Genomic DNA, 13,034 nt, shown 5'->3' on the forward strand with positions numbered 1-13,034 from the left:
TCACGCCCGGGGCGGCTTGCCCTCCCCGTACAGCCAGTCCTTCCAGATGCCGCTGAAGTCCTTGTCCGGGGCCTTCTTCTCGACGTAGGCCGTGAAGTCCGCCGTGGACGCGTTGGCGTGGCGGTGGGTGGCGGCCCAGCCCTGGATGATGTCGTAGAACGTATCGTCGCCGACGGTCCGGCGGATCTTGTGCAGGACCATCGCACCACGGTCGTAGACGGGCGGGTCGGAGATGTGGGCCGCGCTGGAGGGCTTGGCGGGCGGGAAGGCCCAGATCGCCTTGTTCTTCTCGGGGGTGTCGTAGTAGTCGCCCCGGTAGAGGGAGTTGAAGATCTCGTCGGCGCTCTCGCCGTCGTGGTCCTCCTGGTACAGCCACTCCGCGTACGTGGCGAAGCCCTCGTTGAGCCACATGTCCTGCCAGGACTTGGGGGTGACGGAGTCGCCGTACCACTGGTGGGCCAGTTCGTGGACGAGGATGCCGATGTCCGGGGCGCCGGGGAAGACGGGGCGGGTCTGGGTCTCCAGGGCGTAGCCCACGTCACCGCCGCGGTCCACGATCGCGCCCGTCGAGGAGAAGGGGTACGGACCGAAGTTGTACGCCTCCCAGTCCATGATCTGGGGTATCTCGGACAGCACCTTCTTCGCGGCCGCGGTCTGCGTCGGGTCCACCGCCACGTACACGGGCAGGCCGTTCTTCGTCGTCGTGCGCGTGATGTCGTACCGGCCGATCGCGACCGTGGCGACATAGCTCGCCATCGGTTCGGCGGTGTGCCAGGTGAAGGTTCTGCGGCCGTCGGCCGCCGTCGTCTCGCTCGTCAACTCGCCGTTGGAGACAGCCTGCAGGTTCTTCGGGACGGTGACGGCGATGTCGTACGTCGCCTTGTCGCAGGGGTGGTGGTTGCCGGGGAACCAGGCCATCGAGCCGGTGGGTTCACCGAGGGCGAGTGCGCCGTCGGCCGTGGGCAGCCAGCCCTCCTGCGAGCCGTCCTGGTCGGTGAGCGTCTCGGGGGTGCCCGAGTAGCGGACCGTCGCGCGGAACGTCTCGCCCTTGTCGAGGTCGGTGTGCGGGCGCACGGTCAGCTCCTGGCCCGCCCTGTTCCAGCGGGCCTCCTTGCCCTCGACGGTGACGGAGGCGACGTCCAGGCCCTTCAGGTCCAGGTCGAAGGCACTGAGGTTCTGGGTGGCCCGGGCGGTGATCTCGGCGGTGCCGTCGAGATGGTGCGCCTTGGGGTCGTAGGAGAGGGTCAGGGCGTAGTGCGTGACGTCGTAGCCACCGTTGCCCATCTTCGGGAAGTACGGATCTCGGACCCCGGTGGCACCGGGCTTGCCGTGCACACCACCACCGCCGCCGCACGCGGTGAGGGTGAGCGCGAGGGCGAGGGCGAGGGCGAGGGCCGGGGCAAAGCGGACGGCGACGGAAGATCGGGGCACATCAGCGATCCTACGAGGCCCCGGCAACCCCACCCAGGCCCCGCACCCCGCCCGAGGGCCCGGCCGTCGGCCGGTGGGGACCGGTCGCGCCCGCGCGGCGGAGCCGTGTCCCCTCCCCCAGGCCCATGACACCATCACCTACGTGCTCGACATCGGCTACGCCCTCTCCAACCGCTTCCCCGACCCCCCGCAGACCGACTACCGCCGCGCGGACGTCCACGCGCTGCGGCACGACCTGTTCTGCGGTGACGTCTATCTCGCCGACACCAAGGCGGACCGGGAGCTGTCCACAGCCTGGGGATGGGTGCCGGTGCTCGACTTCGCGTGGGCCCTGTGCGACATCGTGGAGCAGCTCGACCGGGACCCGCGAGGCAGCCGGGCATCGCGCCCCCAGCACGCGGAGCTCGACTTCACCGAGTCGACGGACCGCATGCTCTTCGAGCGGCGCTTCGGCTGGGTGGACATCGAGGCCGACTGGATGCCGCGCGACGAGGAGCCGCTGACGTTCTCCCACTCCGCACTGCGCCGCGAGGCCCGCGACTTCCTGCACGACCTGATCGCCGACCTCACGGACCTGCACGACGACCTCGCCGAGAACCCGGCGATCTGGACCCTCCAGGCCCGCTTCCCCCGAGTGGGCTGAGACCCCCGTACTCCCCACTCGGCCCCGGCTCGTTACGCTCCCGGCCCCCCGTCCACCCGCACCCCCAGCGCCGCGGCGAACACGGGCGCCAGGTCGAGCAACTGGCTCGGACTGATCACCGCCCCCGCCAGCCGGTCCACGCCCCGTGCGATGTCCAGCTCCGCCGCGTGGCGCAGGTCCACGTCCGTCAGGGTGGCCGCGGTGAGGTCCGCCCCCTTCAGGACGCAGTCCACGAACTCCACGCGCTCCAGCCGGGCGGCCCCGAAATCCGGCTCGACCAGCACGCATCCCTCGAAGACGACGTCCTTGAGCCGGGCCTTGCGCAGGTTCAGATAGTCGATCTTGCCGCCGCGGATCAGGACCCGCTCCAGCACCGCCCCGTGCAGCTGCACCCCGCCCAGGCGGGCGTCCACCAACTCGACGTCGCGCCAGGTCGACTCGGCGAGATCGGTGCCCACGCCCCGCAGGCCCGTCAGGACCGAGTCCAGCAGTCGCGCGTGGTGCAGTCGCGTCTCGTCCAGCGCGCACCCCGTCAGGGCGCAGTCCATGAAGGTCGCTCCTCCGCCGTCCTGCCCGACGAAGTCCGCCTCCCGGAACTCCAGCCCGTCATAGTCCCCGTCCGGCTCCAGCTCGGAGCCGTCATGGGGTTCCAGCGACGGGAGCCGCACCTCCGGCCGCCGCGCCCCCTGGCCCCGCCCGCTCGCCCTGCCCGCCGCTTTTCGCACCATGCCCCCATCGTGCACTCCGCCACTGACAACGCCCCCGACCGGCGCCTTTGACCCCGCCCGGCACCCGCGCCTTGACCTCAAGCGCGCTTGAGGCTGAACGCTGAGCCGCACCACCACCGAGCGATCAAGCACGCCTCCGGACGTCAGCGAGGGAGACCGTCATGCACGCCGTCCGCCTGCACACCTTCGGCCCGGCCGAGAACCTCACCTACGAGAGGACCGAGGATCCCGAGCCGGGCCCGGGGCAGGTCCGTATCGCCGTGGCCGCGGCCGGTGTCCACCTCCTGGACGCCGCCCTGCGCGCGGGTGCCCGGGGCCCGGGGCCCTCCCCCACCCCGCTGCCCACGATCCCCGGCCGTGAGGTCGCCGGCACCGTCGAGTCCCTCGGCGCGGGTGTCGAAGGCCACTGGCTCGGCAGGCGCGTCGTCGCCCACCTCGAGTTCGCCCCCGGGGGCTACGCCGAACTGGCCGTCACCGGCGCCGGCCGCCTGCACGAGATCCCGGAGAACCTGGACTTCGCCCAGGCCGTCGCCATGATCGGCACGGGCCGTACGACGATGGGGATCCTCCAGTTCGCCGAGCTGGGCCCCGGCTCCGTGGCCCTGATCCCCGCCGCCGCGGGCGGTATCGGCACGCTGCTCGTGCAGTACGCCCGGCACACGGGTGCCACCGTGATCGGTCTCGCGGGCGGCCCGGAGAAGGTGGCCCGCGTCCACGAGAACGGCGCCGACCTGGCCGTCGACTACAAGGACGGCGGCTGGCCGGACCGGGTCCGCGCCGAGCTGGACGGGAAGCCGGTCACCGTCGTCTTCGACGGTGTCGGCGGCGACGTCGCCCGCGCCGCCGTCGGCCTCCTCGGCCCCGGCGGGAAACACCTCGTCTTCGGCTGGTCCGGCGAGGGCATCCAGAGCGGCGGGCCACTCCTCGTGGAGGGGGTGTCCGAGCAGGTCCTCGGCCCCGTGATGCTGCGCGCGGCGGGCGGTCCCGACCCCGTCCGCACGTTGGAGCTGAGAGCTCTCGCCGAAGCCGCGGCGGGCCGCCTCACCCCGGCCGTGACCCGTTTCCCGCTGGCCGCAGCGGCCGGGGCCCACCGGGCCCTGGAGACCCGCGCCACCCTCGGAAAGGTGGTCCTGGAGCCGTGATCAGGATCAACTGCCCGGTAAGATGCGATACATACCAATTCATGGTCTTCTGGGCAAGTGAGCGCCACCCGATCAGGTGAACGCGGCGCCCCTGGAACCTCCGAAGGCGCCGACTCCCGCCGCTGGTGGGGCCTGGTGATCATCGCCCTCGCGCAGCTGATGGTCGTCCTCGACGCGACCATAGTGAACATCGCGCTTCCCTCCGCACAGCGCGCCCTGGGCATGTCCGACGGCAACCGGCAGTGGGTCATCACCGCGTACACGCTGGCCTTCGGTGGTCTCCTGCTGCTCGGCGGCCGGATCGCGGACCTCGTCGGCCGCAGACGCACCTTCGTCTTCGGCCTCATCGGCTTCGCGGCCGCCTCCGCGATCGGCGGCGCGGCGGGCAACTCCGCCATGCTCTACGGCGCCCGCGCTCTCCAAGGCGCCTTCGCCGCCGTCCTGGCCCCCTCCGCGCTCAGCCTGCTGACCACCACCTTCACCCAACCCAAGGAGCGCGGAAAGGCCTTCGGCGTCTACAGCGCCCTCGCGGGCAGCGGCTCGGCGATCGGACTCATCATGGGCGGGCTGCTGACCGAGTACCTGAACTGGCGCTGGTGCCTCTACGTCAACATCCCCATAGCCGTCATCGGGGTCTTCGGCGCGTTCGCGCTGCTGCCCGACCCCCCGGGCAACGCCCGCGCCCGGCTCGACATCCCCGGTGTGGTGCTCGGCTGCGGCGGACTGGTCACGATCGTCTACGGAGTCAGCGAGGCGGAGGCCCGCGGCTGGACGGACCCGCTGGTGCTGGCCCTCCTCGCGGGCGGAATCGTGCTGCTGACCGCGTTCGTGTACTGGCAGACGAGGGCCCCGGGCCCGCTGCTCCCGCTCCACATCATCGAGGACCGCACGCGCGCGGGCTGCTTCCTGACGATGGCCCTCGCCGTCATCGGCATGTTCGGCATTTTCCTGTTCATGACCTACTACCTGCAGGTCGTCCTCGGATACTCGCCCGTGGGGGCGGGCCTGGCCTTCCTGCCCATGACGGCCGCGATCGTCATCTGTACGACGCAGATCTCGGCGCGGCTGCTGCGCCGCGTGGCACCGCGCGTGCTGATGGTCCCCGGAGCGCTCCTCGCGGCGTCCGGGATGCTGTTCTTCACCCGCCTCACGGTCGACGCCGACTACGCGGGCCGGCTGCTGCCCGGTCTGATCCTGATGGGCCTCGGCATGGGCCTGATCTTCATGCCGGTCTTCGCCACCGCCACCGCCGGGGTCGCCCCACAGGATTCCGGCGTGACCTCCGCGACCGTCAACACCTCACAGCAGGTGGGCGGTTCGATCGGTACGGCCCTGCTGAACACCATCGCCACCACCAGCGGCGCGGCGTACATCGCCGCGCACCTCACCGACCCCGCCCGGAAAGCCCTGATCGTCCGCGAGGGCGTCGTGCACGGCTACACGGTCGCCATCTGGTGGGCCGCCGGAATCATGCTCCTGGCCGGTCTGGTCGCGGGCCTCATGGTCACCGCGAGGACCCCCAGACACGCGACCGCACCGGCCCCCGTGCCCGAGTCAGTCCCCTGAACCCGGCTTCCCCAGCTCCCGCAGCGCGCCGTCCGTCAGCCGGTACACCGTCCACTCGTCCTGCGGACGCGCGCCCAACGCCTCGTAGAACTCGATGGAAGGCCGGTTCCAGTTCAGGACCGACCACTCCAGACGCTCGTACCCGCGCTCGACGCAGATCCGTGCCAGCTCGGTGAGCAGCGCCTTGCCGTGCCCGCCGCCGCGCGCCTCGGGCCGGACGTACAGGTCCTCCAGGTAGATCCCGTGCACCCCGCGCCAGGTCGAGAAGTTCAGGAACCACAGCGCGAAGCCGACCGGTTCCCCCGCCGCCTCCGCGATGTGCGCGAACGCGGCCGGCCGCTCCCCGAACAGCGCCTCGTGCAGCTGCTCCCGGGAGGCCTTCGCCTCGTCCGGCGCCTTCTCGTACTCGGCGAGTTCACGGACCATCGCGTGGATGACGGGGATGTCGTCGGGGGTCGCGGTGCGAATCATGGGCGCAGTTTCACACACACGTGAAAGACCCCTCGCAGAGGGACAGAGGTCCGCCCGGTGGTCAGTGCCGGCCCGCGACGCGGTCCGCCATCCGCGCGAGCCGCGACGACTGCGCACTGTGTGTGGTCAGTTCGCGGCGGTCGGCCGTGCGGTAGGTGGCGTACATGCCCTGCACGCCCAGCCAGCGAAACGGCTCCGGCTCCCACTTGCGGACCTTGTGGTCGACCCATGGGAGGGCGGTCAGGTCGGTCGGGCCCGCCTGGCCCGAGTCCTGCTGGATCAGGTCCCGCAGGGTGCGCGCGGCGAGATTCGTCGTCGCGACGCCGGATCCGACGTAGCCGCCCGCCCAGCCGAGGCCGGTGGAGCGGTCCAGGGTGACGGTGGCGCACCAGTCGCGGGGGACGCCGAGAACGCCCGACCAGGCGTGCGCCACCCGTACGCCGGCCAGGGAGGGGAAGAAGCGGACCAGGATCTCGTGGAGGGCGTCGATGGTCGCCTGCTGGGTGCGGCCGTCGTTGTCGGTGCGCGAGCCGAAGCGGTACGGGACGCCCCGGCCGCCGAGCGCGATGCGGTCGTCGGCGGTGCGCTGGGCGTACATGTAGGCGTGCGCCATGTCGCCGAGCGTCTCGCGGCCCTCCCAGCCGATCGTCGCCCACTGCTCGGGGGTCAGCCGCTCGGTCGCGATCATGGAGGAGTTCATGGGCAGCCAGGTGCGCTTCTGGCCCTTCAGGGAGGCCGTGAAGCCCTCCGTGCAGCGCAGGACGTAGGGGGCGCGCACAGTGCCGTACGGCGTGACCGCGTGCTTCGGGCGGATCTCCGTGACCGGCGTCTTCTCGTGGATCGTGACGCCGAGTGCCTCGGCCGCCGCCGCCAGCCCCTTGATGAGCTTCACCGGGTGCAGACGCGCCCCGTGCGGGGTCCAGGTCGAGCCGACCGCGTCCGCGACCCGGACGCGCTCGACGGTCTCCCGGGCGCCGTAGAGCTCGCGGTCCTTCTCGCCGTAGGAGAGCTCGTGCTCGTGGAAGGCCTTCAGGCGGGCCAGCTGGGCAGGCGTGTAGGCCACTTCGAGGACGCCGCCCTGGTGGACGTCCGCCTCGATGCCCTCCTCGGCGGCGACCCGGACGACCTCGTCGACCGTCTCGTTCATCGCCTTCTGGAGACGGACCGCCGCTTCGTGGCCGTGCAGCTTGGCGTACCGGTCGCGGCCCGCGATGCCGTTGTAGAGCCAGCCGCCGTTGCGCCCGGAGGCGCCGTAGCCGCAGAACTTCTGCTCCAGGACGGTGACGCGCAGGAAGGGGGCCGCCTTCTTGAGGTAGTACGCGGTCCACAGGCCCGTGTAGCCGCCGCCGACGATCACGACGTCGGCGGTCGCGTCGCCCCCCAGGGGCTCGCGGGGCTCGGGCAGACCGTCGTCCGCGTACCAGAAGGAGATGCCGCCGTTGACCGTGCCGCTTCCTGTGCTGCTCATGGGCGGGACGTTAACCCCTGAGGGTGGCCAGTGTCTCCTTCGGATTCCATGCTTTTCCGCGGCCTCTGACCAGTGGATAGCAGCAGAGACCTATCAGGATCGATATGAAATGCCCGAAATCGGTGAAGGTGCGGCCGGTGAGCAGCGGCAGGCCGTAGACCGCGAGGATCACCACCAGATAGAGGTACCGCCACGGCACCGCGACGCGGTATGTCAGGACCCCTACGACGCCCGCCAGCGCATAGCTCACCCCGATGTCCAGGGTGTCGACCGCCGAGTGCGGCGCCGCCCCGCGCTTGATCGCGCCCAGCAGCGCTCCCTCACTGATCAGTGTCGCCAGGACGTGCGCGGCCACCGCGACCGCCAGCCAGCGCAGGGTGCCCAGCCAGCGTTCCGCCTGGGCGTGGAAAGCGGTGAACAGGACGGCGTACGGCAGCCAGAGACCGCCGTCGATCCACATCGCACTGGTGATCAGCACCCGTACGGGGTTGTCCGACAGCTCGTGGATGTTCGTGGACCGCTGGCGCAGGAAGTCCTCTTCGAAATCCGGAGACATGTGGTGCAGAGCCACTGTGCTGACGAAGAGGACCGCCAGCCACACGTAGGTGCCGGGGGCACTGCGTAGGTAGCTCCCGGCGCGGTGCAGGGCCCCGTCAACGCGCATGGGCCGCCTCACCGCCGCACGTAGGCTCGGCTCCGTGATCGACGTTCCGGTGGGTCTGGCCGCCTCGCAGGACAAGTACAACGGAGCGGCGGGGCGCGCCTTCGTCGCCGGGCTGCCCGAGCGGGCCGCGCACTTCCTGGCGCGCTGGGAGCTGCGTCTCGACGGCCCCTCCATGCACGGTGTCACGGCGCTGGTCCTGCCGGTGCTGCGGGCCGACGGCAGCCCGGCCGTGCTCAAGCTCCAGCTCCTGGACGAGGAGAGCGCGGGTGAGCCGACCGCCCTGCGTGTCTGGGACGGTGGCGCGGCCGTACGCCTCCTCGCCCATGACGAGGCCACCTGCACCCTGCTGCTCGAACGGCTCGACCACACCCGCATGTTGACGCACCTCCCCGACACACGCGAGGCCGCCCTGGTCGTCGCGCGGCTGCTGGCCCGGCTGACGGCCGTGCCGGCGCCGGAGGGGATGCGGCGGCTCGGTGACATCGCGGCGGCCATGCTGGAGCGGGTGCCGGGGGCCCTGAAACTGATCGCGGACCCGGCCGAGCGTCGTCTCGTCGAGGACTGCGCGGCGGCGGTGCGCGAGGTGGCGACCGAGCCGGGTGACCGTCTCCTCCACTGGGACCTCCATTACGACAACGTCCTCCGGGACCTCCAGGACCTCCAGGACCCCGACGGTCTCCAGGTCCCCGACCGCCTCCAGGACGGGGGCGCCCGCTCCGTCGGCCGCGGGTCCTGGGTCGCCATTGACCCCAAGCCGCTCGCGGGCGACCCCGGCTTCGACCTCTGCCCGGCGCTCGGCAACCGCTTCGAGCCCGCCGAGATCCGCTGGCGCTTCGACGCGATGACCGACGTCATGGGCCTGGATCGCGAGCGGGCCCGTGCCTGGACCCTCGGCCGTGTCCTACAGAACACTCTGTGGGAAATCGAGGACGGCCGCCCGCTGGAGGCGGTCCAGCTGGAGATCGCGCGTCGGCTGCGGGGCACCCCGCGCGAGGCCTGAACGGAGCCTGAGCGGGGCCTGAAGCGGCGCAAAAGCGACCTAAAAGGGTCGCCCTTCGGCTCGGGCCCCGTTCGCGAGGGCGCGCCCCAGTGCCAGTGGATCGGCCTGTCCGTCCAGTTCGCCGTGCAGGGCCATCGCCAGTTCCGGGCGGGCCAGCAGACCGTCTCCCGCCGGGTCTCCGGCGGCCCGTGCCGCGAGGCCGAGCCCCACCCAGGTCTCGGGGTCGCCGTCGCCGCGGCCGATGCGCGCACGGAACGCGCCCAGGGCCTCGGCGGTGCGGCCTTCCACCAGCGCGATGTCCTCGAGGCGCGCTCCGGCGACCACCGCGCCGGGGTCCTCCCGCAGCGCCGCGAAGCCCGCGGGGTCCGCCAGCAGCCATCGCAGCAGCACCGCCCGGGTGTCGATGCCCCGCGCCGGACTGCCCGGGACGGGCACGGCCTCGGGCTCGTCCGTCGTCCTGGGCAGCGGGTTTCCGGCGGCCCAGGCTGTCGCGTGGGCGCGGAGGATCCCCGGCTCGGGCCGCAGATGGCAGGCGCGCCAGGTGGCACGGTGGTCGGCGACCGCCAGGGCCGCCGCGGTCCGGACCCGGGCGTCGACCGGTTCGTCGAGCCAGGGTTCGAGGCGCCGCGTCAGCTCGGCCACCAGCCGCCGTCCCAGATCGTTGAGCCCGTCCGCCGATCCGACGGCGCGCAGCGCGTACGCGGTCTGGCTGCGCCACAGCGCGAACTCGAACTGTCCGAGGGCGTGGCCGCGCCGCCGCCAGAACGCGGTGACGCCGAAGAAGGCGTACACGCCCTGGAGCAGCCCACCCAGGGGACGGGGGTCGTCGCGCCAGGGGGCGTAGTGGAGCCGGGTGCCCTGGTCTTCGTACAGGGTGAACAGGTGCATGAACGCGCTGAGCTTGTTGTGCTGGAACTCGTGCACCAGCGTCGAGGCGAACTGCTCGGCGTCGTCCGGGGCCGATGCCAGGGCGGTGCCGAAGGCGTCGCCCGAGGACGCGCTGTGCGGCCGGAACCTCTCGGCGCGCGGACGGGGCACCACCGACACCAGCCCGCCGGCCAGCGCCTCGGCCACCTCGGTGTCGGTGCGCCGCAGGATGTCCCAGGCGGGGCCGAACAGTTCCTGCCACTCGGCGGTGGAGTCGATCGGTTCCACCCCGGCCGGTCCGCGCAGGTCGCGGTAGGGGTCGGTGTCGTCCAGAAGCAGGGTGCAGCCGTCGGCGCGCAGCTCGGTCAGGGCATGCCAGTCCGGCCCCCCGAGTGGGCGCCCGGCGATCCGCACGGATCCCGCGAAGGCGCCGACCTCGGCCACGTCCCAGTCCGCCCGGCCGGGCACCCGCATCGCCCCGAGCGCGGGCAGGACCACCCAGCCGTGGCGGACCGGGACGTCGGTACGGAACTCCAGGCCGACGCGGACGGCCGCTGCGGCGGCGATCGCGTGGAGGTGCCCGGTGTCCGCCCAGAGGGGTGCGTCGTCCTGGGCGGTCCCGCGCAGCCGACGCAGCGTGTGCGCCGCCCACACGCCCACGGCCGGATACCCCAGCAGGTCTTCCGCCGCCTCCTTGGACACGGCCCAGGCACGCGACAGCAACTTCCAGCCGTCGGCCAAGGGGGGCAGGGGGCCTGCCGGTGCCGTCGCGGCCGAGTCCAGCAGGGCCCGGACGACGAGCAGCCGCCAGCTCCGCTCGCTCGCACGCAGGCGGTCCACCGTCGCGGGTCCGCCCCCACCGCACAGCAGTTCGTCGAACGACCGCGACGGCAGGGCGTGTGGCAGAACGTGGGGCAGGACGTGGGACCGGTCCGTCTGGTGCACCTCTCGCGCCGCTACGCGTCGCGCTGCGGGTTGTAGCCGCCGAGGCTGCTCGCGGGGTCGTCGATACGGCTGAGCAGCCGGCGCATGGAGCCCTGCGCGGACGGCAGGTCCAGCTGGGGCCACGCGTCCAGCGGAACGTCGCTGAGGTCGATCAGCTCGGACTCGACTCCGGACTTCTCCATGGCGGCGCCCCTGTGACAGTGAGGTGATGCGAACAATGCCTTAGATATCACTGAATATGGCGTTTCCAGGGATTTCAGGCTACTTGGGTGACCCTATTGCATCAACGCCGTCACGCAGGGCCACAGCGCGGAATCGGCCCGGATCGGGTGACGGAGGGGCGGTGGGAGCACGCGCGGTGGGGTAGGGACCGGGTGTGATTGAACTCGCTGAACTGATCGAGGAGTTGCGCAGGGAACTGACCGCGGCCCGGACGGCCGCGGAGGGGGAGGATCTGTACTTCGAGGTGGGTCCGGTGGAGCTGGAGGCGGCCGTGGTCGTGGAGCGGTCGGCGACGGCGGGCGGCAAGATCCGCTTCTGGGTGGTGGAGGCGGGGGCGGACGGACGGGTGGCGGACAGCGTCACGCACCGGGTGAAGCTGACGCTCGACCCGCGCACCCATAGCGGCGGCGGACGGGCCCCGTGGGTGGGCGGGGCCGAGGCCGAACGAGAGCGCTGAGCCGTGGCGGCACAGGATCCGCGCCGCGGACTGGATCCGCTCCGGGTGGCGGAGGTGATGGTGCGACCGCTCGCGGGGCGGGGCCCCGGACGGCGCGGTTCCGGCTACCGGGTGGGTCCCTGGTGGGTGCTCACCGCCGCACACGTCGTCCGCGACGCGAGAACGGGAGCCACCGACGTACGGTTCGAGGCCGACCGCGCCGACGAGTGGACCGTGGCCGCCCGGGTGGTGCTGGCCTCGGAGCAGGCCGACGTGGCGCTCCTGGAGCTGGACGGATCCGCGCCGCACGGCGTCCACGCGGCCGTGACCGAACCCCCCTCGTACGGGGCCGTGCCCGACGCGGACCTCGTCCTGCCGTGCAGCGCGATGGGCTTCCCCGGTTCAAGCTGCGCGAGGACCGGATGCGACGGCTCGACGACGGCTCGGCGTCCCAGTACCGCGACTCCTGCCACGCGACGGGCATGACCTCGGTGCTGTCCAACCGCCGCGAAGGCACGCTCGAACTCGCCGTCACCCCGCCCGAGTCGGACGCCGAGCCCGACCGGTCGCCCTGGGAGGGCATGTCGGGCGCGGCGGTCTGGCACGACGACGCGATCGTCGGCCTGGTCAGCGCGCACCACCGCACGGACGGTCTCGGCCGCCTCGCCGCCGTCCGCGTGGACCGCTGGTACGAGCTGTTGACCAGGTCCGAACTGGCCCTGCTGCACGAGTGCGCCGGCCTGCCCGCGTCGGCGCCCGAGCTGCCCCGCATCCCGTCCGCGCCGACCGCCGCCGCGGGCCCGGTCACCCTGGCCGACCTGCGCGACGACCTGCCGCTGCGCGAACTCGACGGCTTGGTGGGCGCGTTGACGGCACTGCCCACGGTGAGCGACCGCACCACCCTGGCCCTGGTCCTGGGCAGCATCAACCCGGCCGTCGCGGCCATGAGTCCGAGGACACCGGCACTGAGACCGGACGTGTTCGGAATCCTGCGGACCTGCCTGCGCTACCCGGGGACCTTGGACCAACTCCTCGAAGCGATACGGTTGATGGAGGGCGACTCCGCCGGGGTGGCCCGCATGGACGAAGAGGCGGTGGAGTTGTCCCGGCGCCACCGTCGAGCCGATGAGAGCCGCTGACCTGATATCGCGCCGCCCCGAGGGCGCGGGGTTTCATCCTCCGCGCAGCGGGCCATTATCAGGGGGATGTGAGCAGCCCGCATCCACAAACGCAGCCGGGGGGGAAGGGGTTTGGCCGTCATGGAGCCGTCTGTGGCCGCCGTCGAGTCCAGCCTGGTCGATCTCGCGGGGGTATCTCTTGAAACGCTGCGCTCCATTGACCGCCAGGTGCTCGCCGCGTCGCTGGAGGAACTGCAGCAGGGGATCGACCGACCGCTGGCCAGTGTCAGCACTTTCGAAGGCGGAAACGCGGAGCGGTTCGACTGAGGCCGC

At 72.0% G+C, this 13,034-nt stretch carries 15 protein-coding genes; 8 read left to right on the forward strand and 7 right to left on the reverse strand.

Translation table 11 applies throughout. The features are described from left to right. Window positions 1–1,431, reverse strand: coding sequence for a M1 family metallopeptidase (locus AAFF41_RS22870; protein WP_343324550.1), 1,431 nt, complete (start codon window positions 1,429–1,431; stop codon window positions 1–3). 142 nt (window positions 1,432–1,573) lie between these two features. Here AAFF41_RS22870 and AAFF41_RS22875 point away from each other — a divergent pair, with 142 nt between their 5' ends. Continuing rightward, complete coding sequence (locus AAFF41_RS22875; RefSeq protein ID WP_054232473.1) at window positions 1,574–2,074, forward strand: hypothetical protein; 501 nt, start codon at window positions 1,574–1,576, stop codon at window positions 2,072–2,074. Window positions 2,075–2,106: 32 nt separating this feature from the next. On the opposite strand, the gene AAFF41_RS22880 is transcribed toward AAFF41_RS22875, so the two are convergent. Next, window positions 2,107–2,802 carry a pentapeptide repeat-containing protein gene (locus AAFF41_RS22880; RefSeq protein WP_319748710.1) on the reverse strand — a complete coding sequence of 232 codons (696 nt, stop codon included), beginning with the start codon at window positions 2,800–2,802 and terminating at the stop codon, window positions 2,107–2,109. Between the two features lie 161 nt (window positions 2,803–2,963). Between AAFF41_RS22880 and AAFF41_RS22885 the strand changes: the two genes are divergently transcribed. Continuing rightward, the gene (locus tag AAFF41_RS22885; RefSeq protein ID WP_343324551.1) at window positions 2,964–3,944 is read left to right on the forward strand and encodes a zinc-binding dehydrogenase; all 981 of its coding nucleotides are present in this window, start codon (window positions 2,964–2,966) and stop codon (window positions 3,942–3,944) included. 57 nt (window positions 3,945–4,001) lie between these two features. After that, window positions 4,002–5,510, forward strand: coding sequence for an MFS transporter (locus AAFF41_RS22890; protein WP_343324552.1), 1,509 nt, complete (start codon window positions 4,002–4,004; stop codon window positions 5,508–5,510). On the opposite strand, the gene AAFF41_RS22895 is transcribed toward AAFF41_RS22890, so the two are convergent. The 3 genes from AAFF41_RS22895 to AAFF41_RS22905 all read right to left on the reverse strand — a co-directional run bounded on the left by AAFF41_RS22895 (window position 5,499) and on the right by AAFF41_RS22905 (window position 8,113). Continuing rightward, entirely contained in the window at window positions 5,499–5,981 is a 483-nt protein-coding gene (locus tag AAFF41_RS22895) for a GNAT family N-acetyltransferase (protein ID WP_054232454.1), read from the reverse strand. The two genes, AAFF41_RS22890 and AAFF41_RS22895, sit on opposite strands and share 12 nt — an antisense overlap. 61 nt (window positions 5,982–6,042) lie before the next feature. Continuing rightward, a complete protein-coding gene (locus tag AAFF41_RS22900; RefSeq protein ID WP_319748707.1) occupies window positions 6,043–7,449 on the reverse strand; it encodes an NAD(P)/FAD-dependent oxidoreductase in 1,407 nt (468 codons plus the stop codon). Window positions 7,450–7,459: 10 nt separating this feature from the next. After that, the gene (locus AAFF41_RS22905; RefSeq protein WP_101913797.1) at window positions 7,460–8,113 is read right to left on the reverse strand and encodes a rhomboid-like protein; all 654 of its coding nucleotides are present in this window, start codon (window positions 8,111–8,113) and stop codon (window positions 7,460–7,462) included. Here AAFF41_RS22905 and AAFF41_RS22910 point away from each other — a divergent pair. Further along, the gene (locus AAFF41_RS22910; RefSeq protein ID WP_425526144.1) at window positions 8,112–9,113 is read left to right on the forward strand and encodes an aminoglycoside phosphotransferase family protein; all 1,002 of its coding nucleotides are present in this window, start codon (window positions 8,112–8,114) and stop codon (window positions 9,111–9,113) included. The two genes, AAFF41_RS22905 and AAFF41_RS22910, sit on opposite strands and share 2 nt — an antisense overlap. Before the next feature lie 39 nt (window positions 9,114–9,152). Here AAFF41_RS22910 and AAFF41_RS22915 read toward each other — a convergent pair whose 3' ends face one another. Then, on the reverse strand, window positions 9,153–10,925 hold the full coding sequence (locus AAFF41_RS22915) for an HEXXH motif domain-containing protein (protein ID WP_343324554.1): 1,773 nt from the start codon (window positions 10,923–10,925) through the stop codon (window positions 9,153–9,155). A gap of 11 nt (window positions 10,926–10,936) precedes the next feature. Further along, window positions 10,937–11,107 (reverse strand): hypothetical protein, encoded by a 171-nt coding sequence (locus AAFF41_RS22920; protein WP_159055261.1) that lies wholly within the window; start codon window positions 11,105–11,107, stop codon window positions 10,937–10,939. Between the two features lie 194 nt (window positions 11,108–11,301). On the opposite strand from AAFF41_RS22920, the gene AAFF41_RS22925 reads away from it, so the two are divergent. From AAFF41_RS22925 to AAFF41_RS22940, 4 genes are all read left to right on the forward strand, one after another. Continuing rightward, window positions 11,302–11,604 (forward strand): trypco2 family protein, encoded by a 303-nt coding sequence (locus AAFF41_RS22925; protein ID WP_054232450.1) that lies wholly within the window; start codon window positions 11,302–11,304, stop codon window positions 11,602–11,604. 3 nt (window positions 11,605–11,607) lie between these two features. Next, entirely contained in the window at window positions 11,608–12,069 is a 462-nt protein-coding gene (locus AAFF41_RS22930) for a trypsin-like peptidase domain-containing protein (protein ID WP_343324555.1), read from the forward strand. Continuing rightward, the gene (locus AAFF41_RS22935; RefSeq protein WP_343324556.1) at window positions 12,006–12,722 is read left to right on the forward strand and encodes an effector-associated domain 2-containing protein; all 717 of its coding nucleotides are present in this window, start codon (window positions 12,006–12,008) and stop codon (window positions 12,720–12,722) included. Before AAFF41_RS22930 ends, AAFF41_RS22935 begins: the two co-directional genes overlap by 64 nt. A 132-nt stretch (window positions 12,723–12,854) precedes the next feature. Further along, a complete protein-coding gene (locus AAFF41_RS22940; RefSeq protein ID WP_165854072.1) occupies window positions 12,855–13,028 on the forward strand; it encodes a hypothetical protein in 174 nt (57 codons plus the stop codon). Window positions 13,029–13,034: the final 6 nt, after the last annotated feature.

The organism is Streptomyces mirabilis, assembly GCF_039503195.1.
GTDB classification, from domain to species: Bacteria; Actinomycetota; Actinomycetes; order Streptomycetales; family Streptomycetaceae; genus Streptomyces; species Streptomyces mirabilis_D.